Annotated in this window: 24 protein-coding genes; 11 read left to right on the top strand and 13 right to left on the bottom strand. The window is 65.4% G+C overall.

The genetic code is table 11. The features are described from left to right. Positions 1–14: 14 nt before the first annotated feature. Positions 15–884 (bottom strand): methylenetetrahydrofolate reductase, encoded by an 870-nt coding sequence (locus AC13GA_RS10465; RefSeq protein ID WP_136638024.1) that lies wholly within the window; start codon positions 882–884, stop codon positions 15–17. Then, positions 884–1798 (bottom strand): LysR family transcriptional regulator, encoded by a 915-nt coding sequence (locus AC13GA_RS10460; RefSeq protein ID WP_482998048.1) that lies wholly within the window; start codon positions 1796–1798, stop codon positions 884–886. Before AC13GA_RS10460 ends, AC13GA_RS10465 begins: the two co-directional genes overlap by 1 nt. A 176-nt stretch (positions 1799–1974) precedes the next feature. On the opposite strand from AC13GA_RS10460, the gene msuE reads away from it, so the two are divergent. Genes msuE through AC13GA_RS10445 form a run of 3 tightly spaced genes read left to right on the top strand, consistent with a single transcriptional unit; the run spans position 1975 to position 4667 of the window. Beyond that, positions 1975–2556 (top strand): FMN reductase, encoded by a 582-nt coding sequence (msuE, locus tag AC13GA_RS10455; protein ID WP_253077983.1) that lies wholly within the window; start codon positions 1975–1977, stop codon positions 2554–2556. Between the two features lie 58 nt (positions 2557–2614). Further along, positions 2615–3592 carry a DUF1852 domain-containing protein gene (locus AC13GA_RS10450; protein WP_426353446.1) on the top strand — a complete coding sequence of 326 codons (978 nt, stop codon included), beginning with the start codon at positions 2615–2617 and terminating at the stop codon, positions 3590–3592. Positions 3593–3632: 40 nt separating this feature from the next. Continuing rightward, positions 3633–4667: a methionine synthase gene (locus AC13GA_RS10445; RefSeq protein ID WP_253077984.1), complete on the top strand. Its 1035-nt coding sequence runs from the start codon at positions 3633–3635 to the stop codon at positions 4665–4667. Here the strand turns inward: AC13GA_RS10445 and AC13GA_RS10440 are convergent. Together AC13GA_RS10440 and AC13GA_RS10435 are read right to left on the bottom strand one after the other, a co-directional pair. Continuing rightward, entirely contained in the window at positions 4624–5181 is a 558-nt protein-coding gene (locus tag AC13GA_RS10440) for a hypothetical protein (protein WP_253077985.1), read from the bottom strand. The genes AC13GA_RS10445 and AC13GA_RS10440 overlap by 44 nt on opposite strands. An 89-nt stretch (positions 5182–5270) precedes the next feature. Next, positions 5271–5483, bottom strand: a complete 213-nt coding sequence (locus tag AC13GA_RS10435) for a hypothetical protein (RefSeq protein ID WP_046985540.1) — start codon at positions 5481–5483, stop codon at positions 5271–5273. A gap of 245 nt (positions 5484–5728) precedes the next feature. On the opposite strand from AC13GA_RS10435, the gene AC13GA_RS10430 reads away from it, so the two are divergent. Then, a complete protein-coding gene (locus AC13GA_RS10430) occupies positions 5729–6976 on the top strand; it encodes an arsenic transporter (protein WP_482998047.1) in 1248 nt (415 codons plus the stop codon). A 37-nt stretch (positions 6977–7013) separates the two neighbouring features. On the opposite strand, the gene AC13GA_RS10425 is transcribed toward AC13GA_RS10430, so the two are convergent. The 5 genes from AC13GA_RS10425 to AC13GA_RS10405 form a co-directional block, all read right to left on the bottom strand. Continuing rightward, positions 7014–8447: an OprO/OprP family phosphate-selective porin gene (locus AC13GA_RS10425; protein ID WP_482998046.1), complete on the bottom strand. Its 1434-nt coding sequence runs from the start codon at positions 8445–8447 to the stop codon at positions 7014–7016. A 131-nt stretch (positions 8448–8578) separates the two neighbouring features. Next, complete coding sequence (locus AC13GA_RS10420; protein ID WP_006367989.1) at positions 8579–9355, bottom strand: ABC transporter permease; 777 nt, start codon at positions 9353–9355, stop codon at positions 8579–8581. After that, entirely contained in the window at positions 9339–10172 is an 834-nt protein-coding gene (locus tag AC13GA_RS10415; RefSeq protein ID WP_482998045.1) for an ABC transporter ATP-binding protein, read from the bottom strand. The genes AC13GA_RS10420 and AC13GA_RS10415 overlap by 17 nt, the downstream gene beginning before the upstream one ends. 14 nt (positions 10173–10186) lie before the next feature. Next, positions 10187–11245 (bottom strand): ABC transporter substrate-binding protein, encoded by a 1059-nt coding sequence (locus tag AC13GA_RS10410; protein WP_482998044.1) that lies wholly within the window; start codon positions 11243–11245, stop codon positions 10187–10189. A gap of 76 nt (positions 11246–11321) precedes the next feature. Continuing rightward, positions 11322–12443, bottom strand: a complete 1122-nt coding sequence (locus AC13GA_RS10405; RefSeq protein WP_428710492.1) for a 4-oxalomesaconate tautomerase — start codon at positions 12441–12443, stop codon at positions 11322–11324. 109 nt (positions 12444–12552) lie between these two features. Here AC13GA_RS10405 and AC13GA_RS10400 point away from each other — a divergent pair, with 109 nt between their 5' ends. Then, positions 12553–13455, top strand: a complete 903-nt coding sequence (locus AC13GA_RS10400; protein ID WP_006367996.1) for a LysR family transcriptional regulator — start codon at positions 12553–12555, stop codon at positions 13453–13455. Positions 13456–13505: 50 nt separating this feature from the next. Here the strand turns inward: AC13GA_RS10400 and AC13GA_RS10395 are convergent, their stop codons facing one another. Then, positions 13506–15158: an ABC transporter ATP-binding protein gene (locus AC13GA_RS10395; RefSeq protein WP_482998043.1), complete on the bottom strand. Its 1653-nt coding sequence runs from the start codon at positions 15156–15158 to the stop codon at positions 13506–13508. A gap of 113 nt (positions 15159–15271) precedes the next feature. Between AC13GA_RS10395 and AC13GA_RS10390 the strand changes: the two genes are divergently transcribed. Genes AC13GA_RS10390 through AC13GA_RS10375 form a run of 4 tightly spaced genes read left to right on the top strand, consistent with a single transcriptional unit; the run spans position 15272 to position 21208 of the window. Continuing rightward, positions 15272–17662: a TonB-dependent receptor plug domain-containing protein gene (locus AC13GA_RS10390; RefSeq protein WP_482998042.1), complete on the top strand. Its 2391-nt coding sequence runs from the start codon at positions 15272–15274 to the stop codon at positions 17660–17662. A 7-nt stretch (positions 17663–17669) separates the two neighbouring features. Further along, complete coding sequence (locus tag AC13GA_RS10385) at positions 17670–19133, top strand: DUF3526 domain-containing protein (protein ID WP_482998041.1); 1464 nt, start codon at positions 17670–17672, stop codon at positions 19131–19133. Further along, entirely contained in the window at positions 19130–20485 is a 1356-nt protein-coding gene (locus AC13GA_RS10380; protein WP_482998040.1) for an ABC transporter permease subunit, read from the top strand. The genes AC13GA_RS10385 and AC13GA_RS10380 overlap by 4 nt, the downstream gene beginning before the upstream one ends. 12 nt (positions 20486–20497) lie before the next feature. Beyond that, positions 20498–21208, top strand: a complete 711-nt coding sequence (locus tag AC13GA_RS10375) for an ABC transporter ATP-binding protein (RefSeq protein WP_046985546.1) — start codon at positions 20498–20500, stop codon at positions 21206–21208. On the opposite strand, the gene AC13GA_RS10370 is transcribed toward AC13GA_RS10375, so the two are convergent. The 3 genes from AC13GA_RS10370 to AC13GA_RS10360 form a co-directional block, all read right to left on the bottom strand. Continuing rightward, entirely contained in the window at positions 21205–23046 is a 1842-nt protein-coding gene (locus AC13GA_RS10370; RefSeq protein WP_482998039.1) for an asparagine synthase-related protein, read from the bottom strand. The genes AC13GA_RS10375 and AC13GA_RS10370 overlap by 4 nt on opposite strands. Before the next feature lie 13 nt (positions 23047–23059). Next, entirely contained in the window at positions 23060–23761 is a 702-nt protein-coding gene (locus AC13GA_RS10365) for a lasso peptide biosynthesis B2 protein (RefSeq protein ID WP_482998038.1), read from the bottom strand. Positions 23762–23836: 75 nt separating this feature from the next. Then, the gene (locus AC13GA_RS10360) at positions 23837–23998 is read right to left on the bottom strand and encodes a hypothetical protein (RefSeq protein WP_169050313.1); all 162 of its coding nucleotides are present in this window, start codon (positions 23996–23998) and stop codon (positions 23837–23839) included. A 204-nt stretch (positions 23999–24202) separates the two neighbouring features. Between AC13GA_RS10360 and AC13GA_RS10355 the strand changes: the two genes are divergently transcribed. Together AC13GA_RS10355 and AC13GA_RS10350 are read left to right on the top strand one after the other, a co-directional pair. Continuing rightward, positions 24203–25129 (top strand): hypothetical protein, encoded by a 927-nt coding sequence (locus tag AC13GA_RS10355; RefSeq protein WP_482998037.1) that lies wholly within the window; start codon positions 24203–24205, stop codon positions 25127–25129. A gap of 302 nt (positions 25130–25431) precedes the next feature. Then, positions 25432–26280, top strand: a complete 849-nt coding sequence (locus AC13GA_RS10350) for an AraC family transcriptional regulator (protein WP_482998036.1) — start codon at positions 25432–25434, stop codon at positions 26278–26280. The last annotated feature ends 41 nt before the right edge of the window (positions 26281–26321 follow it).

Here is a 26321-nt window from a genome sequence, read left to right as displayed (position 1 = left end):
CCATGTGCACGGCATCAGCGGCCGGTGACAGAGGCACGCCGCCGGTACTGCTCAATCCACTCCAGCGACGGCACAATGCCACCAAAAGGGAACAGATGCGGGCTGACCTGGCCATGGGTGTTCTCCAACCCATTTACCAGCCTATCAACGAAAACCTCTGGTCCTGCCGTTCCCAGCAGCCGGCCGATCGAGATGCCGTACCGGGCCAGCATCGATGCGCTGGCCCCCACGCCGCACATCGCGGCGTAGCGCAGCAGCCGCGCGATACTCGCTGGCCCCGGCACGCCGACCAGCACCGGAGCGGTGATGCCGCGGGCACGCAGCGCATCCAGCCAGGCCAGAACGACACCGGCATCGAAGCCGAACTGGGAGATGATCAGCGGCGCCATGCCCCGCGCCTCGATGGCCTGGCACTTGCGTTCCAGCACGCGCCACCGATCCTCGGCGTTCATCACCGGATGCCCTTCCGGATGCCCGCCCATGGCAACAACCTTGATGCCGCAACGCTCAAGAAGGCCGGTTTCGATGATCGAAGTACTGTCGGCATACGGCCCGGCGGGAGTGGAAAGATCACCCGCGATCAGCAGGCACTTCGCTACCCCGGCTTCGCTGGCGGCACGCTCCATGAACCGCTCAAGCGCTGCACGCGACCCGATGCGGCGGGCAGAGAGATGCGGCATCGGCTCGAAGCCAAGCTCGCGCACCGTGCGTGCCGCCGCCAGCCGGGCATCGTCGTCCTCGCTCGCCAGATAGGGGATCGAGATCGTCGTTCCGGGGGCGATGCGGGCCGCCTCGGCGCGCAGTGCCGGCATGGTCTTCGCGCTCACTTCCAGCGAAAACGCGTTGATGAAGGCCTCCGCGCGGTCAGGCGTGCGTGCAGACATCAAGCGCCCCCGCGCGCGTTGTTGGCAACCGGCGTGCTGTTACGAGCCAGTTCGACGAAGGCTTGCAGGTAGTCGATACCCGTATCGGCCTCACGCGCGCCCAGGTAGATCTGCTTGGGGATGCCTTTCGCACCCAGGCGCACCGGCACCACGTCCATGCGCGCGGCATACTCCTCCACCAGCCAGCGCGGCATGGCAGCCACGCCGCGACCGCTGGCCACCATCTGCATCATGATGTCGGTGGTTTCGATGGTCTTGTGGCGCCGCGGCGTGATGCCCGCCGGCAGCAGGAACTGGTTGTAGATGTCCAGACGCTCGAACGGCACCGGGTAGCTGATCAGCACTTCCTGGCCAAGCTGGCGTGGTTTTACGTGATCCACCTTGGCCAGGGCGTGGTTCCTGGCCACCACCAGAACCTGCTCGTAGTCGAACACCGGCACGAACTTCAGCCCCGGCTTCAGCAGCGGGTCCGGCGTGACCAGCAGGTCGATCTCGTAGCCGAACAGCGCGCCGATGCCGCCGAACTGGAACTTCTGCTTGACGTCCACATCCACGTCCGGCCACGCGGCCAGGTACGGCGAGACGATCTTCAGCAACCACTGGTAGCAGGGATGGCATTCCATGCCGATGCGCAGTGCACCGCGCTCGCCCTGGGCGAACTGGCCCAGCCGCTCTTCGGCCAGGTCCAGCTGCGGCAGCACCCGATTGGCCACCGCCAGCAGGTATTGCCCGGCCTGGGTCAGGCGCAGGCTGCGGCCTTCGCGCAGCCAGACATCGGTGCCCAGCTGCTGCTCCAGCTTCTTCATGCTGTGGCTGAGCGCCGACTGGGTCAGGTTGAGTACACCGGCCGCGGCGGTGAGCGAGCCCTGCTGCTCGACCTGCTGCACGATGCTGAGGTGGATCCGTTCCAGCATGACGATGAATACCGCTCATGGATTGGTGAAGTAATACCATTTTACGTCATGGAAGGGCGTGACTAGGATCGGGTCATGCCTTCGGTTGCCTGCCAGCCCGGTCACCTCGCCGGCCAGCAGGACTGCGCCCCCGCAGATCGCCCGAAGGAGCTCCCTCCCCTGCTGAAAGCGAACAGATGACCCGCCCCCTCCGTATCGTCGCCGTTTCCGGCGGGCTGCAGCGCCCCTCCAGGGCTGCGATCCTGGCTGAGCACCTGCTGGACCTGATCGGCGAGGACGTTGCCTGCGAGCCGCACCTGATCGAGCTGGGCGAACTGGCGCCGCAGCTGGCCGGTGCGCTATGGCGCTCGCAGCTGCCCGAGGGTGTCGAGCGGCAGCTGGTGGCCGTTGAACAGGCAGACGTACTGGTGGTTGCCACGCCGGTCTACCGCGGCTCGTACACCGGCCTGTTCAAGCACTTCTTCGACTTCATCCACCAGGATGCGCTGGTCGACACCCCCATCCTGCTGGCCGCCACCGGCGGCAGCGAGCGCCACGCACTGGTGATCGACCACCAGCTGCGGCCGCTCTTCAGCTTCTTCCAGGCCCGCACCCTGCCCCTGGGCGTGTACGCCACCGACCGTGATTTCGCTGATGGCCGCGTGCACAACGACGCCCTGATCCAGCGCGCACGGCTGGCGGTGCAGCGGGCGATGCCCCTGCTTGCCCTGTCCCATCGCGCAGCGCCTGCCACTGCCGAGGCCGCTGCAGCCCTTTGAATGCCGAATGCCAGCGACCCGCATTCGGATGTCACCCCCGCAACCCGGAACGCCGCCCATGACGACCGAGAACTTCACCTTCAGCATCACGCGCATCCCCTTCAACGAGGACTACCAGCCCGCTGACGGTACGCGCATCACCACCAACTTCGCCAACCTGGCTCGCGGCGAGTCCCGCCGGGAAAACCTGCGCAACACGATCAGCATGATCAACAACCGCTTCAACGATCTGGCGCACTGGGACAACCCGAGTGCAGACCGTTACGCTGTTGAGCTGGACATCATCTCGGTGGAGATGCACATCGATGGCGGTGATGGCAGCGATCCGTTCCCGCTGATCGAAGTGCTGCGCCCGACCATTGTCGACACGCGTACCGGCGCTCGCACCGCGGGCATCGTCGGCAACAACTTCTCGTCCTATGTGCGTGACTACGATTTCAGCGTGGTGCTGCCGGCCAGCAACGAGGGCAAGGCCACCTTCGGCATTCCGGAAGGCTTCGGCGACCTGCACGGCAAGCTGTTCCAGCACTTCCTGGAATCGGAGGCCTACCGTGCCAACTTCAGCAAGGGGCCGGTGATCTGCATCAGCGTCTCCAGCAGCAAGACCTACCATCGTACCGAGAACCACCATCCGATCCTGGGCGTGGAGTACCGCCAGGGCGAGTTCTCCCCCACCGACCAGTACTTCGACAAGATGGGCCTGCAGGTGCGCTACTTCATGCCGCCGGGCAGCGTCGCGCCGCTGGCGTTCTACTTCCAGGGCGACCTGCTGGGGGATTACTCGAACCTGGAACTGATCGGCACCATCAGCACGATGGAGGCGTTCCAGAAGATCTATCGCCCGGAGATCTACAACGCCAATTCCGTGGCCGGCAAGGTCTACCAGCCCAGCCTGAAGCACCAGGACTATTCGTCCACCCGCATCGTCTACGACCGCGAAGAGCGCAGCCAGCTGGCGGTCAAACAGGGCAAGTTCACCGAAGAACACTTCATCAAGCCGTACCGCGCCGTGCTTGAGCAGTGGGCTGCCCGCTGATCCATCGATTTCCCATTCGCCCCTCAGGACACAAGACGCAATGTCGACGAAGAAACTGCTCCCCACCTCCACCGCCGGCAGCCTGCCCAAGCCCTCCTGGTTGGCAGAGCCCGAAAAGCTCTGGTCGCCCTGGAAGCTGCAGGACGAAGGCCTGACCGAAGGCAAGCAGGATGCCCTGCGCCTGTCCCTGCAGGAGCAGCAGCACGCCGGCATCGATATCGTCAGCGACGGTGAGCAGACCCGCCAGCACTTCGTCACGACCTTCATCGAGCACCTGAACGGCGTCGATTTCGAGAAACGCGAAACCGTGCGCATCCGCAACCGTTACGACGCCAGCGTACCAACCGTGGTCGGCGCCGTGAGCCGCCCGAAGCCGGTGTTCGTGGAGGATGCGAAGTTCCTGCGCCGGCAGACCACGCAACCGATCAAGTGGGCCCTGCCCGGCCCGATGACCATGATCGACACCCTGTACGACGCGCACTACAAGAGCCGCGAGAAGCTGGCCTGGGAATTCGCGAAGATCCTCAACGAGGAAGCGAAGGAGCTGGAAGCCGCTGGCGTCGACATCATCCAGTTCGACGAGCCCGCCTTCAACGTGTTCTTCGACGAAGTGAACGACTGGGGCGTGGCCGCGCTGGAACGTGCAATCGAAGGGCTGAAGTGCGAGACCGCCGTGCACATCTGTTATGGCTACGGCATCAAGGCCAACACCGACTGGAAGCAGACCCTGGGATCGGAATGGCGCCAGTACGAGGAGTCTTTCCCGAAGCTGCAGACCTCCAACCTCGACATCATCTCGCTGGAATGCCACAACTCGCACGTACCGATCGATCTGATCGAGCTGGTGCGCGGCAAGAAGGTGATGGTCGGCGCCATCGACGTGGCCTCCAGCAAGGTGGAGACGGCTGAGGAAGTGGCCAACACCCTGCGCAAGGCGCTGCAGTTCGTGGATGCCGACAAGCTCTACCCGAGTACCAACTGTGGCATGGCACCACTGGCGCGCGAGGTGGCACGGGGCAAGCTTCAGGCGCTCAGCGCAGGGGCGAAGATCGTGCGCGAGGAGCTCTCGGCGTAGCCCCGGCCGGGAACACCCTCCCATCCGGGCGTCGGGTTGACGGAGCCTGGCCTGGTATCGGCCAGGCTCCACCCCGCCCCGGCACCTCGGCCTTGGTCAGCATCACTGAGGGCCTCGACGCCAGCGCCTCCTTGATCCGGCCCATCTCGTGCGACCCAGCCTCGGCCAGGCGCCGCGCCTGCTGCCGCTGCTGCCGCGTGGACGTCATTGGAAGTGGAGTAACGGCATCTACCAGCCGCGCCACCGCATCGCGCAACCGCAACTGCGGGCAGAGCCGGGCGGCGCACCAGCGCTCGGCGTAGCGCTTGGCCTGCCGAGCATTCGCGGCGGCCACCACCTTGGGCTGGGGTGATTTCCGCACGTCCAGGAGCAGGCGGAAACCCAACACGGCATGCGGCACGATGATGGCCACGGAACGGCCGTTCCACCACAGATCCCAGCGGTCACCGCTTTGCACCCAGCCAGAGGGCCGGGTGGCCGTCATGAAATCTGCAGGGTCGGAAGGCGAATGCATGGCCGGAAGAATACGATTGGCCGTCGCACGGACTGAGATTGCGGGTGGCCGAAGCAACGCCGCAGCTTCAGCTCCCAGCTACGGCCTCTTCACCACTGCGGCCCTAGCAGCTTCGCCACCTCGGTTTCGAGCTTCTTTGCGGCTTCGGCCTGCGAGGCCACCTTGATGCACAGCCCGGACTGCGCGGGACCCGGAGTCAACTGGTAGCGGTTGATGGTGCCGCCGCCGTCGCCATCCAGCTCCACCCGGGCCACCAGGGTTCGGCCGTTGGCATTGAAGATCCAGTCCCGGTACTCGGACATCGTTGATTCCACGCGTGACACCTTGAGTGGCCTTCACTCTAAGCGGAGCGACGGTGAAGAGCGCCCGAAGAAAACGTTCGCGGAGCGTGGGTGCCGGGCGCACGCGGCAAGCAGCCGAGCATGGGCTCGGCTCTACAGCTCGGGTGCACCTCACGGAGTATGATGCGGCCTTCCCCGAACTGCCGTGATTGCAGCGGGCGCGTTCCTGCGAGGTACGCGTCGGCGCCGTTGAGATACCCCGCCCGATGCTCGCTTCCTACTCCTCTTTCCTCATCTGGGTGGCCGTGGCCGTTGCCACCGTAGGCCTGCTGTTCCGGCCATTCCGCGTTCCTGAGTACGTGTGGGCACTGGGGGCTGCGCTTCTGCTTCCACTGCTGGGAGCGGTGTCGTTCGGCACGACCTTGCACGCGGTGGCCGAGGGGCGCGATGTCTATCTGTTCCTGGCCGGCATGATGGTGCTGGCCGAGCTGGCCCGCCGCGAAGGCCTGTTCGACTGGCTGGCGTTGTACGCGGTCCGCCATGCGGGTGGCTCGGGGCGACGCCTGTTCGACCTCGTGTTCCTGGTCGGCACGCTGGTGACCGTGTTCCTTTCCAACGATGCCACGGCGGTGGTGCTGACCCCGGCGGTCTACGCCGCCTGCAAGGCCGCCCGCGCCAACCCCCTGCCCTATCTGTTCGTCTGTGCGTTCATCGCCAATGCGGCCAGCTTCGTGCTGCCCATTTCCAACCCGGCCAACCTGGTGGTGTACGGCCAGCACATGCCCCCCTTGATGCAGTGGCTGGCACAGTTCGCGTTGCCGTCACTGGCCGCGATCGGCGCCACCTATCTCGTGCTGCGCTGGGTGCATCGGCGCGAGATCGCGCAGCCGCTGGTGGCGGCACCGGCACATCGCCCGCTGACCGAAGGCGGGCGGCTCAGCGCACTGGGCGTGCTGTTCACCGGCACCGTGCTGCTGGTGACCTCCGCACTGAACGGCCCGCTCGGCCTGGCCACGTTCTGCGCAGGCACGCTGAGTGTGGCAGTGGTGGCGATGCGCCAGCGGCGCAGTCCGTTGCCGCTGCTGCGCCATGTGTCATGGGGCGTACTGCCGCTGGTGGCCGGCCTGTTCGTGCTGGTGGAAGCGGTGGCCCAGACCGGTGTCATCCAGACGGCGGCCAGCGCGCTGCAGGCCGTGGCGCAGGCATCGCCACACCGGGCCAGCTGGCTGGCCGGTGGCGCGGCGGCATTGCTGAGCAACGTGGCCAACAATCTGCCGGTCGGCCTGGCCGCAGGCTCGCTGGGCCAGATGGCCGATCTGCCGGCACAGACCCGCGCCGCATTGCTGGTCGGCGTGGACCTGGGCCCCAACCTGTCGGTGACCGGCTCGTTGGCCACGATGCTGTGGCTGGTGGCGCTGCGCCGCGAGGGCGAGCATGTCAGCGCGCTCGACTTCCTGCGCGTCGGCGCGCTGGTGATGCCGCCTGCGCTGATCGGGGCGCTGTTGCTGCTCTGATCCGCGCAGGCGGCACACGGGAATCGGCACGCAGGCGCTAGAAGGCCACCTGCAGGCGGGTATTGAAGGTGGTCCCTTCGTCCCTGCCCTGCCCGGTGCCACTGCGATTGTGGGTCTGCCATCGGATCGCTTCGAACATCACGCGGCTGAAATCGTTGAGATACCAGTTCGCGCCCAGCGTCCACGCATGCCCCGTTCCGCCGGTGGGCAGCTCGGCATAGTCCACGTCCTCATAGCGGCCCTTCAACTCCCACGCGCCGGCACCGCCGCGGGTGACCGGATCGGCCACCTTCACCCGGCCCCATGTACCGGCCTTGCCCGAATAGGCCGGCATCGCACCGGCCAGGAACCAGCCGGCCGAGATCGCCCAGGCCTGATGGTCCAGATCGTAACGGCCGCTGGCGTCGGCGCCGCGCAGGTTGCGCGTGCCCCATTCGCCGGTCGCCCAGGCCGGGCCAAAGAAGCCGGCAAGCTCTGCGCCGTAGGCGGTGCTGCGATCAGCCCCCGACAAGGTGCCCGGCGCGATCTTCACCAGGTCGTTGAAGTGCCCTGCGATGGCCGAGCTGCGAACGACGCCACTCGGGCCTGCGGCGATCTCCTCGTGGAAGGCCCAGGCGCCCAGGTGTACGGTGGCGCGGTCGCTGGCCACGGGATTCCAGTGCACGCGCGTGGCCCAGGTCTGGCTGTCGTTGTCGGTGCCTGCATTGTTGAGGTCATTGCCGGCCACCGACAGGCTGGCATGCCAACCCTTGCCGTAAACACGTTCAGTCAGGCCCACGCCGAACAGGCCGCGTTGCGGCAGCATCAACGTGCCCACGACGTTGCGGTCCTGGAACGGCGTGTTGGATGTGCTGCTGGAGCCGTCGATGCCGCGGTCGTTGAGGCGGTTGCCGACGGTGAGGTCGGCTGGCAACCCGAACAAGGTGTGATCCAGCGTGGCATAGACCGACTTCCAAGCCACTGCGTTGTCGGCGAAGTCGCCCTCCACCGCCCAGCCGAGGATGCCGTAGCGCCCTTCCGCACCCAGGCGCACCGAACGGATCTCGGTACCGGAGATGTTGCGATCGCCCACGGTGGAGCCGTCGGTACTGGAGGCATCGACGAACAGGCGTCCACGTGGGCGGAAAGCCACAGTGCCGTCAGCACTGCTGAATTCCGGGGCGCCCTTGGACCACGACATCTTGGGCAGCCTGGACTGGCTGGACTCCAGTGCGGCGACCCGCGCCTCCACTGCAGGCTCGGGCGGGGCGGGCCGCATGGCCGCAATGCCCTGCTCGCCCTCCACTGCCCGCAGGCGCGCTTCCAGGTGTTGGATCTGCAGTGCCTGCTGCTGCACCAGGCGTGACAGTTCTGCCTGGCTGAGGGGCACCGGCGGGGATGACACGGCCTGTGCACCTGCAGGGCCGCTGGCCAGCAGCAAGCCGAGCGCGACCGATAGCGCTGCGCGTGGCAGCACACTGGAATGTTTCATGGCTCTCTCTCTCCGGCCAGCCGGCCCCCTGGTCTGGCGCTGGCCTGTTGCGGTGATGCGGGGGAATGACGGGGAGGTGCGCGCCGCCGGATCAGGCCGGCGGCGCGACAGGCAGGCTCAGGCGGCCGTGCTCAGCTGGTGGCCTGTGCCTGGGCGTTGGGACGCCAGGTGATCAGCTTGTTCTCGACCACGTCCAGCAGTGCGTCGATGACCAGCACGAAGGCGGCCAGGATGATGATGCCGGCAAACACACCTACGGCATTGAAGTTGCCCTCGGCCTGAGCGATCAGGTAGCCGAGGCCGGCCGAAGCACCGAGGTATTCGCCGATGATGGCGCCGACGACGGCGAAGCCGACCGATGTGCGCAGCGAGGACAGGATCCAGCTGGCGGCCGCCGGGAAGTACACGTGGCGCAACAGGTCGCTGCGTCCGGCACCAAGGATGCGCGCATTGGCCAGCACCACCGGATTGACCTCGCGCACGCCCTGCATGGCGTTGAAGAACGTGGTGAAGAACACCAGGGTTACGGCCAGTGCGACTTTTGACCACAGACCAAGGCCCAGCCACAGCACGAAGATCGGCGCCAGCACCACGCGCGGGATCGCATTGAAGCCCTTGATGAAGGGATCCAGGATGCGTGCCGAGCGCCGGCTCAGGCCCAGCCAAACACCGCCGGCCACACCCAGCCCGGTGCCGATGATGTAGCCCAGCGCGGTCTCGGTCAGGGTGATGTAGACATGCTGGTAGAACGAGGTGTCGGACAGCCAGGTCCAGGCCTGCTGCACGATGGCCGTTGGCGACGGGAAGAAGAACGGATCGATCACGCCGAGCGCGATGCCGCCCTCCCAGCCACCGAACACGGCGACCACCAGGGCCAGTTGGATGAACTTGTCAGTCTTGGCGTGCATAGCTCTTCTCCACTTCACCGCGCAGGCAGGCCCAGATGTCGCGGTACAGGTCAGTGAAACGGTCATCCAGCTTGATCTCTGCGACGTTGCGCGGGCGTTCCAGATCCACATCGAAGCTGCGCACGACCCGGCTGGCCGGCCCGGACGACAGCACCACCACGCGGTCCCCCAGGGCAATGGCTTCTTCGAGGTCGTGGGTAATCAGGATCACCGAGCGCCGATCCTCCTGCCACAGGCGCAGCAGCTCGTTCTGCATCAGGTGGCGGGTGTGGATGTCCAGTGCCGAGAACGGTTCATCCATCAGGATCACCTTCGGCTCCACGATCAGTGCCTGCGCCATCTGCACGCGCTTGCGCTGGCCACCGGACAACTGGTGCGGATAGCGATGCTCGAATCCGGTCAGGCCAACCTTGGCCAGCCAGGCATTGGCCTTGGCATTGCGTTCGGCTTCGGCGACGCCGCGGAAGCGCAGGCCCAGTTCGACGTTCTGGAATGCGGTCTTCCACGGCAGCAGTGCATCCTGCTGGAACAGGTAGCCCACCGATTCCTGCACGCCGCTGACCGCGCGGCCGTCGATGCTGACCTGCCCGGAAGAAGGCTTCAACAGGCCGGCCACGGAATTGAGGATGGTGCTCTTGCCGCAGCCGGTGGGCCCGACAATGGCGAGGAATTCGCCATTGCCCACCTGGATGTCGACATCACGGACGGCAGTGAATTCACCGAAGGACATGGTCACCTTGTTGATGGCGACCATGGTCTGTGCGGGCTCCAGCTGCGGCGCGCCGTTGAACTGGCGCACGGTGGCATTGAGGGCCATGGGTATACCTCCGCTTACGGTTGGGTTGCCGGCGCCGCAGCGTTGGCTCGCTCGACGAAGGCATTGGTGTAGGTCCTGGAGAGATTGATGTTGGCGTTGGCCACATCCGTGTTGAACTCGCGCAGTACCTTCAGCGGTGTTTCCAGGTCGGCGGGGGTGAATCGGCCATCGCGGGTGAAGATCGCGCGCGCATTCTCCACGGCGCGTGCATAGGTGGCGCGGTCTCCAGACACGTAGCTGTCCGGCAGTGCTGCAACGATGTCCTCGGCGCTGCTGTCGGCGATGAACTTCAGTGCCATCTGCTCGGCGCGGGCGATCTTCTCCGCCGCCTCGGGGCGCTTGTCGAGGAAGCTCTGGTTGGCGTACATCACCGAGGTCGGATACAGGCCGCCATAGACCTGGCGGGCACCGTCGTCGCTACGGGCGTCGATGATGATCCTGCCGACCTTGCGCTCGATGATCAGCGTGGCGGCAGGGTCGTAGTTCACCAGCAGGTCGATCTTGCCCTGCTCCAGTGCGGCAACGGCTGCGGCGCCGGAGCCGACGCCGATCAGCGAGATGCTGTCGACCGGAATATCGTGTTGCGCAAGGAAATGGCGAACGAAGAAGTCCGACGACGAGCCGGGCGCGGTGATGCCCACCTTCTGGCCCTTGATGGTCTCCGGGCGTGCTGGATCGAAGGTTGCATTCTCGCGTCCCGCCATCACCAGGCCGGAATTGCGCGAGAGCAGCACGAAGGCCACCACGTCCTTGCCCTTGGCCTGCATCTGGATGGTGTGGTCGTAGAAGCCGACCGCCACGTCAGTGGAATTGGCCACCAGCGCCTGCAATACCTTGGAACCGCCCTGGGCGAAGTTCTCGGTCTTCACTTCGAGGCCGACGTCCTTGAAATAGCCCTTGGCGTCGGCGATGAAGAACGGCAGGTTGTTGAGGTTGTAGGAGCCGACGCTGATGCGCACCGGTGCGTTGTCAGCGCTGCCTGTGGTCGCACCTTCGGCGCGGCCGCTGTTGCTGCACCCGGCCGCGGCCAGGCCGGCCGCGCACAGCGCGACCATCAGGAACTGCTTGTACATCATCCCTCCCAGGAGTGAAGCATCTACGTTGTGGTGGCGGGACAGGCACGCCTGTGCCGACCCAGCCGGTTTCAGATCATGCCGCTGACGTCCATTGGCGGTCTTGGGTGGTACTGGCCGTGGCGTGCGCGGGCGAGGTTGCATACACCCGACCGTCGAACAGTCGGCGTGCGGTGCGGACCACGCTGGCAATCACCGGCGTATCGTCCGAACTGCCACTGAGACCCACCTCCAGGGCCCCGCTCGGATGTTCGAGGGTAATGCTGCCGGGAACGGACAGGCATCCGACCAAAGTGTGGGCCAGCGTGCCCGGCGTGACGGCGGCGGTGGCCAGGCCGACCGCACCGGTGATTGCCAGCGCGGTGTGGCATTGGTGCGGCATGAAATAGCGCACCTGCAGGTCGCCCCCATGTTGTGGCGCCGACAGCAGCACCGGCTTGGGGATGACCGTGTTGCCGGCGTTGGCGATGCCCATGCGGGCCCCCGCCTCGATGCGCAGCGCTTCCAGCCGGCGCATGAACGCCGCGTCCGCGTTCAGTTCGGCGGGCGAAGCATCACCACGTACGCCCAGGTCTTCGGCACGCACCAGCATCATCGGCATGGCGCAGTCCACCAGGCTGACCGGCACGCCATTGATGGATTCCTGCGCGTGCCCGCTGGGCAGCAGCTTGCCGGTGCGGGCGCCCGCGGCATCAAGGAAGGAGAGCCTGACCGGCGCGGCCGAGCCCGGCGCGCCGGCAATGCGCGTATCGCCGCGGTAGACCACGTTGCCGCCCGGCGTTTCCACCGTCGCGATGATCAGCTTGCCGGTGTTGACGTTGTGGATGCGCACCTCGGTCTGCGGATCCTGAGCCTGCACCAGCCCCCGCTCAATGGCATACGGGCCCACTGCCGCCAGCATGTTGCCGCAGTTGGGGGACGTGTCCACCACCTGCTGCTCCACCCGTACCTGGGCGAACAGATAATCCACGTCGGCGTCCGTCCTGCTCGAGCGGTCGATGATCGCCACCTTGCTGGTCAGCGCGTTGCCACCGCCGATGCCGTCGATCTGCAGCGGATGGCCCGAGCCCATCACTTCCACCAGCAGGCGATCGCGTTCGGCGGTGTCCGCCGGCAGGTCGCTGGCCAGGAAGAACGGGCCCTTGGAGGTGCCGCCGCGCATGAGCACGCACGGAATGCTGAGCAGATCGTTGGTCATACGTGTGCTAGATTGATGCGTATAGGGGATGAATGACCCCTCTGTGATTCGATACTGGCATGACCTCAATTGATCTGTGAATTGCTGATTTTTGGATGATTGATACCCAATGAGCATCAATTGCGAAATCCTGGATCTGCGCGCATTCCAGCTGGTGTCGGAGACACGCAGCTTCCACCGCGCCGCTGAAATCCTGCACGTCTCCCAGCCGGCGCTCAGCCGACGGATACAGAAGCTGGAGCAGGCCGTGGGTTCGCCGCTGCTGGAGCGCACCACGCGCAGCGTCAGCACCACCGCCGTCGGCGAGAACCTGCTGCCGCTGGTGCGTCGCATGCTGGAGGAATTCGACGGATCACTGTTCTCACTGCGGGGCCGGGAGGACACGCGGGGCGCTACCGTCACCATCGCCTGCCTGCCTACGGCGGCGTTCTACTTCCTGCCCAGTGTGATGGCGCGCTTCCACGAAGCGCACCCCAACGTGCGCTTCCGGATCCTGGATATCCCGGCGACCGAGGGCCTGCAGGCGGTGGAACGTGGCGAAGTCGAGTTCGGCATCAACTTCATGGGCGCCAACGATCCGAATCTCGATTTCGACGTACTGGCCGAAGACCCGTTTGTGCTCGCTTGCCGACGTGACCACCCGCTGGCCCGCAAGCGCAGGGTGGACTGGGCCGACCTGGCAGAGCATCAGCTGATCACCGTGCATCGCACCAGCGGCAATCGCACGCTGCTGGACGGCGCCCTGGCGCGCGAGAACCTCAAACTGAGCTGGCACTACGAAGTGACGCACCTGTCCACGTCGCTGGGCATGGTCGAGGCAGGTATCGGCGTATCGGTGCTGCCGAAGATGGCCACGCCCGATGGTGATCATCCGAGTCTGGTGACGCGTTCGATCGGCAACCCGGTGGTGTCGCGCACGATCGGCATCGTGCGCCGGCGGGGCGCCCTGCTCTCGCCCACTGCCGAGCGGTTCCTGCGGATGTTGATGAGCCAGTGGCGCGGCGATGCCTGAGCACGACGGCGGCCCTTGAACCCGCAGGAGACCCGCATGCCGCCGCTGGCTCAGCGATCACTCTCCAGCTCGATCACCCGGTCAGTCGGGCTCACGATGCCGCGCCGATGGGTGATGGCCACCACGGTTACATCGTTCGAAAGTGCGCGGATGTGGTCCATGATCTCGCGCTCGGTGGCTTCATCCAGCGCGGAGCTTGCCTCGTCCAGGAACAGGATCGCTGGCTCGCCATACAGTGCACGGGCTATCGCGATGCGCTGGCGCTCGCCGCCGGACAACTTCAGGCCACGCTCGCCCACCGTCGTTTCAAGGCCCTCGGGCAGCGCCTCGATCAGCGGCAGGATCGAGGCCTTGCGTGCGGCATGCCGCAGCCGATCATCGTCACGCGCGCGCCCCAGCAGGATGTTGTCGGCCAGGCTTTCGTTGAGCAGGATGACATCCTGCGGAACCACTGCGACGGCGGCATGCCACGCCGCACGGTCGATCCGGGACAGGTCAACACCATCGACCAGGATCCGGCCACGCTGGGGATCGATCGATTTCAGGGCAAGCTTGAACAGCGTCGACTTCCCTGCCCCGGTTGGCCCGATCAGGAAATTGATGCCGCCACGTCCGGCCTCGAAGGAGACATCGCTTACCCCGCGACCGTTGCCATAGCGGTAGCTGACCCGCTCGAACGCCAGCCCGCCGCTTTCACCCGCAAAGCGCTGGGCATCGGCTGCCTGTCGCTCCTCGGGCGCTGCCCAGAGGGTGGAAAGCGGGGCCAGCATGCTCCACGAGCGCGCGACGTCATCGATCGAACGGGCGATCATCTCGAACGGCATGTTGAGCTGGAGCAGCAGCAGGTTGAACAGGACGATGTCGCCGACGCTCAGGCCGCCGCTCTGGTAGCGCGGCAGCAACAGGTGGAAGGTAACGATGAACTCGACCGCCAGGCCGATGCCCAGCAGCGCAATGAAGCCGATCCGCTGCAGTACATAGGCGCGCCAGCTGTCGCGCACCTCCTGGGCCTTCTGCTCGAAGCGCTGCACCATCCAGGCGCTGCCGCCGAACTGGCGCAGCGTCTCCATGGCATTCATGGCATTGCCGACGAAGCGCGCGTTCTGCTGCCCGGCCTCGACCGCCGTTTCGCGATGGATGCGGGCACGCCGGGTAGCAATCGCGGAAACGGTGACAGCCACCGTGCCGTAGACCAGCACGATCAGCACCACCTGCAGGTTGATCAGCGCGCCCAGCGTGATCAGGGTCAGCACAATCTGCAGCGCACTGGGAATGAAGGCCACCAACCCCAGCTGCACCACGATCTTCAGCGCGCCACGGCCTTTCTCCCCTGCTACTTGCAGCTCGGCGGCGTTGTAGTCCAGGAAGAAGCTGTTGGTCTTCTTCAGCAGACGGGCGAAGTAGCGGGTACTGGTGATGAAGCCGAGGTTCTCGCCGCTGAGGAACGACAGGTACTGCACCGTGTTCTGCAGGGCGCTGGCCGCGCCCAGGATGATGGCGTAGAGCAGGAATCCCCCCGCCAGGGCGCTGGCCCCGTCGATGGGCAACCGGTCGATCAGGCGCGAGAAAAGGTACGGCGCAGCAACGCTGGCCAGGCTGGACAGCAGGACACTGCCGGCGATGAGCAGCAGCAGCCTGCGGTCAGCCTTCCAGTACGCGCCCAGGATCTCAGCGACGGGTGGCGGAACAGCAGTCTTCTTCATCGGCCTTGTTCCGGCGTGGATTCAACCCTTGAATGATATGCTATAACATATCTATTCAGGAGCGGCGTAGCCACGTCGCAGGCCACTTTCGGATGGGATCGATGGATCGGGGAATGACGAACGTATCCGCTGCCGCGCCACGCGCACTCATGGCCCTCAGCATTGCCGCTGCACTGCTGGCCAGCCTGCCCGCACTGGCCCAGAACTCCGGCAATGACCGCGGTTCGAAAGCGGCAGGCGCAGCGCCCCAGGCACCGACTGCGACCCTGGACCAGGTGCTGGTGGTCGGCAGCAACATCCGCGATGCCATTGGCGGCGGCGCATCCCCGATCATCGTGATCGACAAGGAGGCCATCGACCGCACCGGCGTGGCTACCGTGCAGCAGCTGTTCGAGAAACTGCCGCAGAACTTCGGCGGTGGCGCCAATGGTGCCAACGTCGCCAACCTTGGCGTCGACCGCGATACCGGCAACAACTTCGGCCAGGGCACCGCCATCAACCTGCGCGGCCTGGGAACCGGCACCACGTTGACCCTGATCAACGGCCATCGCGTGACCTCGTCGAACCGCTACCAGTACGTGGATGTCTCGCTGATACCGTTGAGCGCGGTGGAACGCGTTGAGATCCTCACCGATGGTGCCTCGGCCATCTATGGCACCGATGCGGTCGGCGGTGTGGTCAACATCGTCCTGCGCCGCGACTTCACCGGGTATGAAACTGCTGTGCGCTATGGCGCCGTCACCGCCGGCGGCATGGAAGAGTACCAGGCATCGCAGTCGGCAGGCTGGTCATGGGATGGCGGCCATGTGCTGGCCAGCTACGAGTTCCTGAAGCAGAGCAACCTGCCGGCAGTCGACAAGGATTTCTCGAAGAACGTGCGGGTCAAGCCGTACGACCTCTACCCGGGATCCAAGCGCCACAGCCTGTATGTGGACGGTGTGCAGCAGCTCAGCGATGTGCTGACCCTGAACATGACCGGCTCGTTCGCCAAGCGCGAGATGGATGCCACCATTTCCGGCACCGCCGACGAAACCCGGTTGTTCCCGCACACGCGGCAGTTCGACCTGTTCGCCGGACTCACGCTGGATCTTCCGCGCGGGTGGCAGGCGCGCCTGGATTCGGGGTTCGGCAGGAGCGATGTGTCCTACCAGCGCACGACCATCACCGGCAGCTCGGCCAGTACCGCACCGCCCACCAATACCAACTCCGAATCGCGCTACCTGGACCTGGTCGCCGACGGCGAGCTGTTCACCCTGCCCGCCGGTGGGGTCCGCGCGGCATTCGGCGCGGGTTACCGCCGCGACGGCTATGAACTGATCGATCACCGCGGCCTGGAAAAGCCACTCGACCTGCAGCGCACCGTGAGGTCCGCCTTTGCCGAGCTCAACGTTCCGCTGCTGAAGGATCTGCCGGGCGTGCGCAGCCTGTCCCTGACCGCGGCAGCGCGCTACGACGACTACAGCGATTTCGGTTCCACGCTGAATCCCAAGTTCGGCCTGCTGTGGGAGGCGACCCAGGGGCTTTCGTTCCGCACCAGCTATGGCCGTTCCTACCGGGCGCCGGTGTACCAGGACATGCAGCTGAACAACACCGTGGTGGTGGCGAATGTGCCCAACCCAGGCGCGCCCGGTGGCAATACGATCCTGATGATGCTGTCCAACGGCAATCCGGATCTGGGGCCTGAGCGTGCCAAGACCTGGACCGGCGGCTTCTCGTTCGCGCCGCCGTCCGTGCCCGGCCTCAAGATCGACGCGAACTACTACCACATTGAATACGCTGACCGCATCGGCAGTGGTTTCGGCGGCAGCTTCCCGTCGCTGTTCCAGCAGTCAACCGCACCTTATGCAGACATCCTGACCACCAATCCCACGCAACAGCAGATCCAGCAGGCACGCCAGCTGGGCGTGTCTGGCCTGGGCCTGTTCGTCTCGCGCGTGGGGCCGTACGCGTTGCCGCCCGGCATGGACGAAACCAACAGCCAGGTGATCCTCGACAACCGCTTCCGCAACAACGCCTTTACCCAGCAGCGTGGTGTCGACTTCAGCGGATCCTATGGGTTCGACGCCGGCCAGATCCACATCGCGACGAGCCTGGCCGGGCAGTACATCATCGAATCAAAGCGTCGTGTGACCAGTACGTCACCCGAGGTGGATGCGGTGAATTCGGTGTACTACCCGGTGGACCTGAAGATGCGTGGCGGTGTCGCGCTGAGCCGGCAGCAGGCCGCGGCGGGGATCTTCGTGAACTACGTGGACAGTTACCGCGACCTCGCCAATGTCGCCCGGCCCCACGTCAGCTCCTGGACGACGGTCGATCTGAACCTCGCCTACCACTTCGGTGCATCGGCGGACCCGCAGCGTGGCACCTCGCTTGCGTTCAACGTGCAGAACCTGTTCGACCGGGATCCGCCGTTCGTCGTCAACAGCATCAATACCGGCTACGACCCCACCAATGCGACAGCGCTGGGCCGCTTCCTGTCCATGTCGCTGACCCACCGCTGGTAGGCCCCGCATGCGCGCCGACTCCCCTGCCCAGTCGCGGTTCGTAGTCGCCATCCAGCAGGCGTTCGCTGTCGCGGCAACCCAGCTCACGCTGATGTGGCGAGAGCGGCGCGTGCTGTGGCTCGCCCTCGCCCTCTTGTTCATTGCAGGTGCGTCGGTGCTCAGCGGTGCTGCACGCCTTACCCTGCAGGCGCAGGAGCGCCAGGCAATGAGCGAGGAAGAGGCGCGGCTCTGGGACAGCCAGGGCACGATCGACCCGCATAGCGCAGCACATGTGGGGCGTGCCATTGCTGCCCCGGTGCGGCCCCTGGCTGCACTGGACCCGGGGCTGACGGATTACCTGGGAACCTCGGTGTTCATCGAGGGCCACGCACAGAGCCCGGCCAGGCACCGCGCCGTGGATGGCGGCACCGCACTCAGCCGCTTCGAGGGTTTCTCTGCGGCGTGGGCGCTGCAGGTCGTGGCGCCGCTGCTGATCATCCTGGCCGGGTTCGCCACACTGTCCGGCGATGTGGCCCGCGAGACGCTGCGCCAGGAACTCGGTACCGGCGCCTCGGCCGGCGTGCTGATCTCTGGACGCTTGATTGCCCTGGCGGCCGCCTCGCTGCTGCTGGTGATGGCCATGCTGCTGATCAGTCTTCCGGGGCTGTCCATCCAGTACGGCGGCGCCACGGATCTTGCCGCCCTGCTCGCACTGGCTACCGCCTACCTGCTCTATCTGCTGGTGTTCTGTGCACTAACCGTGGGGGTGTCCGCACTTGCCGGCTCGGCACGAACGTCACTGGTCGTGCTGCTGGGCTTCTGGGTGGTGTCCACGCTGCTGCTGCCGAGGGTGGCGCCTGCGGTCGCCGAATCCCTGTACCCGACCCCTTCGGCACCGACGTTCAGGACCGGCGTGACCGAGGAAGCGGAGAACGGCGCGGATGGCCATGACCCGGCCGACAAACGCCTTGATGCCCTGCGCGCAGCGTTGATGGCACGCTACCGGGTCGACAGCGTTGACGACCTGCCGCTGAACTTCCGCGGCGTGGCGCTTGAGTTTGCCGAGGCCAACTCGACGCGCGTCTACAATCGCCATTTCGAACGCCTGCATGCCACCTACCAGCAGCAGGACGCCATCCAGCGCCTGTTTGGCCTTGCCTCGCCGACACTGGCGCTGCAGTCCTGGTCGCGCGCCATCGCCGGCACGGATTTCCCGGCGCATCTGGTATTCCTGCGCGGCGTGGAGGACTACCGCTATCGGTTGATCCAGGCACTCAACCAGGAAGTAAAGCTGCACAAGGCACCACAGGGCGGGAAGCACGTGGCCGACATCGCCGGCATCACCCGGTCGGTGCAGTACCGGCCACCACAGCAGATCCTGGCTGGCATCGCTGCCGCGCAAGGCGTGAATCTCGCCATTCTGCTGGCCTGGCTGCTGCTGGGTTGCGCGGTGGTCGCCCTCTCGGCGCGGCGGCTGGGGAGATCGCCATGAGCGTTGCGTCGATTGCACGCTACGAGATCCGCCGATTGCTGCGTGATCTAGCGCTGCCGGTGCTGCTTGTCCTGCTGCTCGGGCTGGGTGCCTACGCCGCGTGGAACGGCCGCGCATGGGTGGACCAGCGTGAGGCGGCCATCGCCCTGATCAAGCAGGAAGAGCAACAGACGAAGGAGCGCAGCCGGGCATTCGTCGGCAAGGCGCCCTCGGTGCTGCCCCGCGCCCAGCCGGTGCTTCCGCCCGGCGCCATGGCAGCGCTGTCGATCGGCCAGGCAGACGCCTATCCGTACACCGCCGATGTGGTCGCGCTGGGCGATCCGACCCAGCTGCTCAAGCACGTCTGGGCCGACATCGGCAATCCGGCAGCACGGGCTGCGGGACGGTTCGACCTGGCGTTCGTGATCGTCTTCCTGCTGCCGCTGGTCATTCTCGTCGTCACCCATGATCTGTGGTCCCGCGAGCGCGAGCGTGGCATCGCTGCGCTGGTGCTGTCGCAGCCGGTGTCAGCAACACGGCTTCTGGTGGTCAAGTTGCTGGCCCGTGGCCTGGCGGTGCTGCTGCCCGCACTGGCCATCATCCTCGCGGTGGCGATCGGGGCCGGCGCGCACAGTCCTGCGGGCCTGGCCGTGCTGGCGCTGACCGTCCTCCTCTACGGCGCGTTCTGGCTGGCCCTTGCACTGCTGATCGGTTGCCTTGCCCGGCGCACCACCGAGGCGGCCATCGCCGCTGGCGCGCTATGGCTGCTGATCGTGGTCATGGCACCGTCGCTGACCCTGGCCACGGTGAACCTGATCGCGCCGCCGCCGTCACAGATGCAGTTCGCCACCGAAGTGAAAGCGATGCAGTCCGATATCGCCAAGCGCCAGCAGCGTGAGCATGCGAACTCGGTGCCACTGGCTTCTTCGTCATCGCTCATCCCCGATACAGTGCGCCAGGCGTATGCCGACCGCGTTGCGGCTGACCGGGAACTGGCCCACCTGATTGCTTCGCATGCTCAGGCCGAGGCCGCACACCGCCAGCTTCTGGACCGGCTGCGGCTGCTGCTGCCGGCCGTGGCAACGCAGGACGCACTTGACCGAATCGCAGGCTCGGATGCCGACCGCGCGCTCGACTTCCAGCATCAGGTCCACACCTTCTGGCAGGCACGAAGGCTGTTGCACAAGGCCTATCTGGACCGTGACGCGCCGCAGGCCCTTGAAGAGTACGACGCACTGCCCCGCTTCCAGTACCGCGAGCCCGTGGGCGTCGTCCGGTCCGGTGTCATGGCCGATCTTGCTGCCTTGATCATCGCCACCCTGCTTGTCCTGCTTGCGGCCGGAGCACTGCGCAGCCGGCTGGCAACGCCCTGAGGAGACGTCCACATGCTGTCTGCAAAAAGCCTGGTCATGGAACACGGTGCACATCGGGCGCTGGATGATGTCAGCTTCGAGGTGCGGCCCGGCGAGATCTTCTGCCTGCTGGGCGCCAACGGCGCCGGCAAGTCGACGACCATCAAGCTGTTCCTTGGCTTTCTGAAACCCACCTCCGGTGCGGCCGAAGTGGACGGTCTCAGTGCGCAGCAGCGGCCGCAGGAGGTACGCCGACGGCTGCTGTACATCCCCGAGACCGTGGCGCTGTACGACGAGCTGACCGGCTACGAGAATCTGGACTATTTCGCCCGCCTGGCCGGTGTCGAGGAACGCTCGCCTGCGCGACTGAAGGACGCACTCAGGTCCGCCGGCCTGGCGACCGACGCATTCGGGCGACGCGTGGGTCTCTATTCCAAGGGCATGCGGCAGAAGGTCGGCATCGCACTGGCCATCGTCAAGGAAGCCAGGGCACTGCTTCTCGATGAACCCACCTCGGGCCTGGATCCTGCGGCGTCAGCCGAGTTCCATGAGCTGATCGTGCGGCAGCGCGATAGCGGCACGGCGATCCTGATGGCCACCCACGATCTGTTCCGCGCCCGTGAAGTCGCGACCACGATTGGCCTGATGCAGGCCGGGCGCCTGCGCAGGACGCTGGATGCCAGCGCGATCACCGCGAACGATCTTGAGAATCTCTATCTGGAAGAGATGAGCCGGAGCGCCTAGGCGGCTCCGGCAACCGGCTCGCCTGCGTGGCCGGACCAGCGCCGCAGCCACGCCTCGATGTTGATCTGAGGGCCGAAGATGCCCAGCACCTGCGACGAGTGATCCGGACTGACCTGCTGGATACCCGTATCGGCCAGCGCGCTGTCGAGATAGCCGCGCTTGGCCAGCATGCCGTCAACCAGCAGATTCCTGATGAACCGCTGGTGCCCCTGGGTGACCGCCACGGAGTGATCATCCAGATAGGATTTTACCTTCCGCGACAGCAGCGCATCCGGCAACAGTCCCTTCATTGCACGCCGCGCGATGGTGCGGTCTTCTGCGTCCGCGATGAGCAGGTGCAGCGGGATGCGCGCGAACAGTTCAACAAGCGGCTGAGCACTGATCGGCGATACACCATGCCAGTGGCCGGCGCCTTCGAACGGATCAAGGACGCTGGTCGGGAATACCATCCGGCCGATATGGGCCAGCTTGTAGGGTGATACGAGATGGCCCTGCGCCTGCGCATGCCGCAACCAGGCCGGCTGCATGCCATCCTGTTCGGCGCGGTCCACCCGCACCCATGGGCAGGGCTTGCCCCAACGGCCATTGATGCTGCCCGGCCGCTTCAGCAGGCCATGCACGGCCGCGTCCTTCAGTACACCGTACAGAGAATCGCCGGACTGCGCGGTTTCGAACGCCACGCGAAAGAACGTCCGGTCGATGCCACGTCGCCAGGCGTAGTCGATCGCAGCGGCGTTGCCCTTGAAGCGCAGGAACACCGCGTCGCCGCCGACGCCGGTGAACTGCACGGTGTTGCCGTCGAAGTCCACGTCACGGCGATGGAGCAGATAGCCGGAGCAATGCGCCGGCCGGGCCGTGCGCGGGAAGGCCATGATCTCTTCCAACGCGCAGTGTGGCTGCCGCCGGTACTCGATGAATTCGCAGTTCTTGCCCGACGATTCACGGACCCCTGCCACGGCCATGCGTGCGAACAGCCGTTCATCGGCACCGATGCCGTCATCGTAATGATGGATGCAGGTCACCTCGGGCGCCGAGGGCGCGTGCAGCAGGCCGGCCAGGATGATCGAGGAGTCCAGTCCGCCCGACAGCTGCAGCTGGATGCGCCGGTGCTGGCTGGCCAGCGCGCCGATACAGCCCAGCAGCGTCGAACGGGCCAGTTGCACGGCCTCCTCAATGTCCTCGATCGGTTCATCGCGGGCCATCCGCACCACGTCCCACTGGCACTGCCGGCCCACCGGTTCGCCGTTCCGGATCGAAATCGCCTCACCGGCTTCGACGGCAGTGACTTCCTCAAAGCCGGTCTGCAGGCCATCACGAAACGGATACAGCAGCGAATAGGACAGGAACGACCAGTCGACGTTGAAATCGCGCAAGCCCAGCAACAGGCAGTCTTCCATGTTGGAGAAGACCACCGTCAGCTGGCCCACTGTGGTCATGTAGCATGGGATCTCCGCAGTGGGATCGCGCAGCACGAACCAGCTCGCTGTCTCTGGCTGGTAGCCGAACGCCACGTATCGCCCCCAATACTGCTGGACGATGCTCCGGCCAAGGCTGCTGCAGGCAGTGTCGGCCGAGCCCGCATCGAGGCGCACGCGGCCGGGCACGGTGCCTTCGCTGAAATCCTTGTGGAACAACGCACCGAGTACCACCAGCGCATCCGATCGACTGGATTCGAAATAGCCGGGGTTGTCACTCTGCGCATAGATCGCAGCACCGCTATCGTTCAACACACAACCAATGCCAGGCAGTGCGGCCTCGATGCGTTGCACGGCCTGTTGCGCCTGGGCCGTTGCGGCGTCAGAGAAGGTGTTCCAGAACACGGCGATGTATCGGTACATGCGTCAGGTTTGGTTACAGCACAAGGATGGGAACCATCCGGCGCAGGTTGAAGGGAATGTCGGTCAGCACCTGATCGCCATGCTGCAGCCAGCAATGCGCGGCGAACGGCTGGGTTCTGACCGCGAACACCCAGCGCGGAACGATGCCGTACTTCGACAGGAACTCGCGCATCGCCAGGCAGTAGAGAAAGCACTCATCGGTCTTCCTGAAGGCCAAGGGTCGAAGCCAGTCGAACACCCGAACCCGCGACGCCAGTTCTTCGATGCTCACGTGCGTGCGGTGGTCGTGATCCGTTCGACGGCACGCGGCAGACACCGTGGCACTGAAAGGAAGGAATGTTCTGCTGCAGGCGGCATAGGCACACGAGACAATGAAACGACGCAGGTCCCGCGCCATGATCGGTGGACGGCCACGAGGCGCGCCCTCGCGCACCCAATGCCGTGGCAGCGTAATGGCAGGGCTGGCGGCGGATTTGCCCTGCAGCGGGTCTGCTGTGATCAAACGGCGGTCGATCAGGGCCTGCAGAAGCGTGGGAATGCTTGCGCCATCGGACCGCAGCGGCCAATCGAGAATGAGGTTGCCAAGGCCTGCGGCGCCGCGTCTTTCAAGGGAAAGATACCTGCCCGTGGCCTGATCCAGGATCACCATGGCATCGCCGGTGACGCAGACGTGGGCGTGCTTTGACAGGAAGTAAGGGGCGGCAGCCTGCTCCATCATGCGCTCCTGCGTCGGAACCGGAGAAGCGGTGCATGCAGGGCATGCACCGCAGATGCGACGTTGTGCGGCAGATCAGGGCGACGTGGTCGGGAACACGCCATCCCACAACGTGCCGTGGTTGTGCGCCTTGGTTTCCGAAACCACCGAGCCCAGCTCGATCAGTTCACCACCCACGCCCTGTTCTTCAGGGTTCTGCTGTCCTGCCACTACACCCAGCTCAATCAGCTCGTTCATGAACATCTCCTCTAGTCAGTGGATGTATCCACGCGTTGCATTGGATCGCGTTGCATTGGATACGGAGCAGCCAAGCCGCCATCGCCGCATATTGCACAGCGATTGCCGCCAAGGCACTCAAATGTTACGATATAACATATTATTTTGGCGTGATGAACGACGCCACCTGCCCGTTGTCGATACGACCCATGAGAGGCAAGAGGGATGAACACCGAGATCAGTGACGACAGCCTGGATCCCACGCTTCTGTTGAAGGGAGTGTTTCCTCTGCCGAAGTTCATCCGCTTCGCCAGGGAGCGCTGCCCACCGGCAAGCTTCGACGAGGCCGCGCTCGTGGAGGATTGGCGGACGGCCCGCGCCGAGGTGCTGCGGCTGCAGCGGGAGGAAGGCGATGCGGCAGACGCGATCGGTATCCATGCGCTGCCGGAAGAAATGCTGCCGCTGGCTGAGCAGGCGCTGCGACAACCCTCGATGCACCGGATGACGAGTGTCCTGCCGCGCCGTTGGCAGATGGTCGAGATCGATCGACTGGTGATCTTCCAGGAATGCATCAATCTTCGCCACATCGACCAGTTGGCGGCTGCAGTGACTGCCTCACCCACCGCGCAGGAGATCATGCAGCTTGTCGCTCGCAGCGGCAGCCATGCACATCCGGAAGTGCGGTTCACCCAGTCCGATGGCAGCTACACCTTCGCGTCCACCTCGAACGACCTGCGCTTCCTCGACGTGGCGACCCTCGATCCGGCTGGCATCGCCAACTATGAACCATTCGGCGCAGCCAGCCACGCCGTCGTCATCTATCTGGGTTTCAGCGACAACCTGATCAGTGCGACGCGCTTTGGCAGCCGTATCATCCTGACCAACGGTTCCCATCGCTTGTACCTGCTGCGCAAGCTCGGCTTCCGGCATGCACCCTGCCTCGTGACCGATGCCACCGACAGCGATCTCAGCGAGGTTCTGCTGCCGGCAGCGGTCAAGCAGGATCGCGCGTTCTATCTGTCTTCGCCGCGGCCGCCGCTGTTCAAGGATTATGTCGACCCGCGCCTGACCTGCGTGGTACCGGTTACCCGCAAGCACTACGCCCTGCGGGCCAAGCTCGATCTGCAGAGGATCACGGTTCCGGCGTTGTAGCTCGCGCCCACGTGGTGATTGCCTGGCCCGGCTGAAGATATGGCCGGATTGGTGAATCACCTGGCGGAACTGTCGAATGACGCCCTTCGGCTTGCCGCCTACGCTACCGATCCTCGAACAGAGAGGATGCCAACGTGAGCGAGAAAGCACTGGCTGCCGAAGCAGGAAGGACGGATCCACCCATCATCCATGTCCTGATGGGGCTGATCTGTGTCTGGCACAGGCGCGAACCGGGATCGGCACGCGATGACGAGTAAGCGCCACCGTGCTGCCCGGCGTGGCTTTGGGGCGTAGGTACCGGCGTGGAGATTTCGATTGCGGGGCTGAGCGAGGTTGGGCCCGACTACCCGGACCGTGTCGATCTTCCGGTGATGGTGCTTGGGCTGGACCCCATTCCAGATGCCTGGCAGATGCCCTTCCATGCGCATCGGAAGGCGCAGCTGCTGGTCACCACGCGTGGCTTGATCATGCTGGAGACCGCGGCTGGCCTGTGGGTGGTTCCGCCACAGGGCGCGATCTGGATCCCCGGTGGGTTGTCCCATCGCGCCAGCAGCAGTGGACGGCCGCACGGCTTCGTGGTGTTCGTGGAACCCGGGGCGGCTCCGGAACTGCCAACGCAATGCGCTGCGATGGCGATCACTCCGTTCATGCAGGCCCTGCTGGAGCGCGCGTCCAACCTTCCCCAGCAGTATGCGTCCGGCAGCGCGCAGGACCGCCTGATGGGCGTGTTCCTGGATGAGCTGATTGCTGCGCCGCCGGAGTGGCTCCATCTACCCATGCCATCCGATGCAAGGTTGCGCCGGCTGGCCAATGCGATGCTGGACACGCCAGCCGAACGAGCAACGCTTGGGGTCTGGGCGAGCCGGATCGGCATGAGCGAGCGCAACATGTCGCGCCTGTTCTCCGGCGAAACCGGCCTGAGCGTGAGACGATGGCGCAGGCAGCTGCATGTGGTGGTCGCGCTGCCGCTGCTGGCCAAGGGCCGGACGGTGCAGGCCATCGCCGATGACCTGGGCTACGACAGTGCCGGGGCGTTCGTGACCATGTTCCGCAAAACCGTGGGCGCGCCCCCCAAACGCTTCCTGGCGGAACGAGGCACTCGGCAGCAGGCATCGGACGCCGACGATCAGCGGCCACAGGAGCCACGCTGACGGATGCGGGAGCGCATGGCTCCCGCACCGGCGAGGACTGC

The organism is Stenotrophomonas sp. 22DLJC03, assembly GCF_056861405.1.
This window is presented reverse-complemented; position numbering and strand designations above follow the sequence as displayed.

Coding starts and splice junctions, on each gene's coding strand:
- AC13GA_RS10465 (WP_136638024.1), bottom strand. CDS start 884: ATGTCTGCACGCACGCCTGACCGCGCGGAGGCCTTCATCAACGCGTTT.
- AC13GA_RS10460 (WP_482998048.1), bottom strand. CDS start 1,798: ATGCTGGAACGGATCCACCTCAGCATCGTGCAGCAGGTCGAGCAGCAG.
- msuE (WP_253077983.1), top strand. CDS start 1,975: ATGACCCGCCCCCTCCGTATCGTCGCCGTTTCCGGCGGGCTGCAGCGC.
- AC13GA_RS10450 (WP_426353446.1), top strand. CDS start 2,615: ATGACGACCGAGAACTTCACCTTCAGCATCACGCGCATCCCCTTCAAC.
- AC13GA_RS10445 (WP_253077984.1), top strand. CDS start 3,633: ATGTCGACGAAGAAACTGCTCCCCACCTCCACCGCCGGCAGCCTGCCC.
- AC13GA_RS10440 (WP_253077985.1), bottom strand. CDS start 5,181: ATGCATTCGCCTTCCGACCCTGCAGATTTCATGACGGCCACCCGGCCC.
- AC13GA_RS10435 (WP_046985540.1), bottom strand. CDS start 5,483: ATGTCCGAGTACCGGGACTGGATCTTCAATGCCAACGGCCGAACCCTG.
- AC13GA_RS10430 (WP_482998047.1), top strand. CDS start 5,729: ATGCTCGCTTCCTACTCCTCTTTCCTCATCTGGGTGGCCGTGGCCGTT.
- AC13GA_RS10425 (WP_482998046.1), bottom strand. CDS start 8,447: ATGAAACATTCCAGTGTGCTGCCACGCGCAGCGCTATCGGTCGCGCTC.
- AC13GA_RS10420 (WP_006367989.1), bottom strand. CDS start 9,355: ATGCACGCCAAGACTGACAAGTTCATCCAACTGGCCCTGGTGGTCGCC.
- AC13GA_RS10415 (WP_482998045.1), bottom strand. CDS start 10,172: ATGGCCCTCAATGCCACCGTGCGCCAGTTCAACGGCGCGCCGCAGCTG.
- AC13GA_RS10410 (WP_482998044.1), bottom strand. CDS start 11,245: ATGTACAAGCAGTTCCTGATGGTCGCGCTGTGCGCGGCCGGCCTGGCC.
- AC13GA_RS10405 (WP_428710492.1), bottom strand. CDS start 12,443: ATGACCAACGATCTGCTCAGCATTCCGTGCGTGCTCATGCGCGGCGGC.
- AC13GA_RS10400 (WP_006367996.1), top strand. CDS start 12,553: ATGAGCATCAATTGCGAAATCCTGGATCTGCGCGCATTCCAGCTGGTG.
- AC13GA_RS10395 (WP_482998043.1), bottom strand. CDS start 15,158: ATGAAGAAGACTGCTGTTCCGCCACCCGTCGCTGAGATCCTGGGCGCG.
- AC13GA_RS10390 (WP_482998042.1), top strand. CDS start 15,272: ATGACGAACGTATCCGCTGCCGCGCCACGCGCACTCATGGCCCTCAGC.
- AC13GA_RS10385 (WP_482998041.1), top strand. CDS start 17,670: ATGCGCGCCGACTCCCCTGCCCAGTCGCGGTTCGTAGTCGCCATCCAG.
- AC13GA_RS10380 (WP_482998040.1), top strand. CDS start 19,130: ATGAGCGTTGCGTCGATTGCACGCTACGAGATCCGCCGATTGCTGCGT.
- AC13GA_RS10375 (WP_046985546.1), top strand. CDS start 20,498: ATGCTGTCTGCAAAAAGCCTGGTCATGGAACACGGTGCACATCGGGCG.
- AC13GA_RS10370 (WP_482998039.1), bottom strand. CDS start 23,046: ATGTACCGATACATCGCCGTGTTCTGGAACACCTTCTCTGACGCCGCA.
- AC13GA_RS10365 (WP_482998038.1), bottom strand. CDS start 23,761: ATGGAGCAGGCTGCCGCCCCTTACTTCCTGTCAAAGCACGCCCACGTC.
- AC13GA_RS10360 (WP_169050313.1), bottom strand. CDS start 23,998: ATGAACGAGCTGATTGAGCTGGGTGTAGTGGCAGGACAGCAGAACCCT.
- AC13GA_RS10355 (WP_482998037.1), top strand. CDS start 24,203: ATGAACACCGAGATCAGTGACGACAGCCTGGATCCCACGCTTCTGTTG.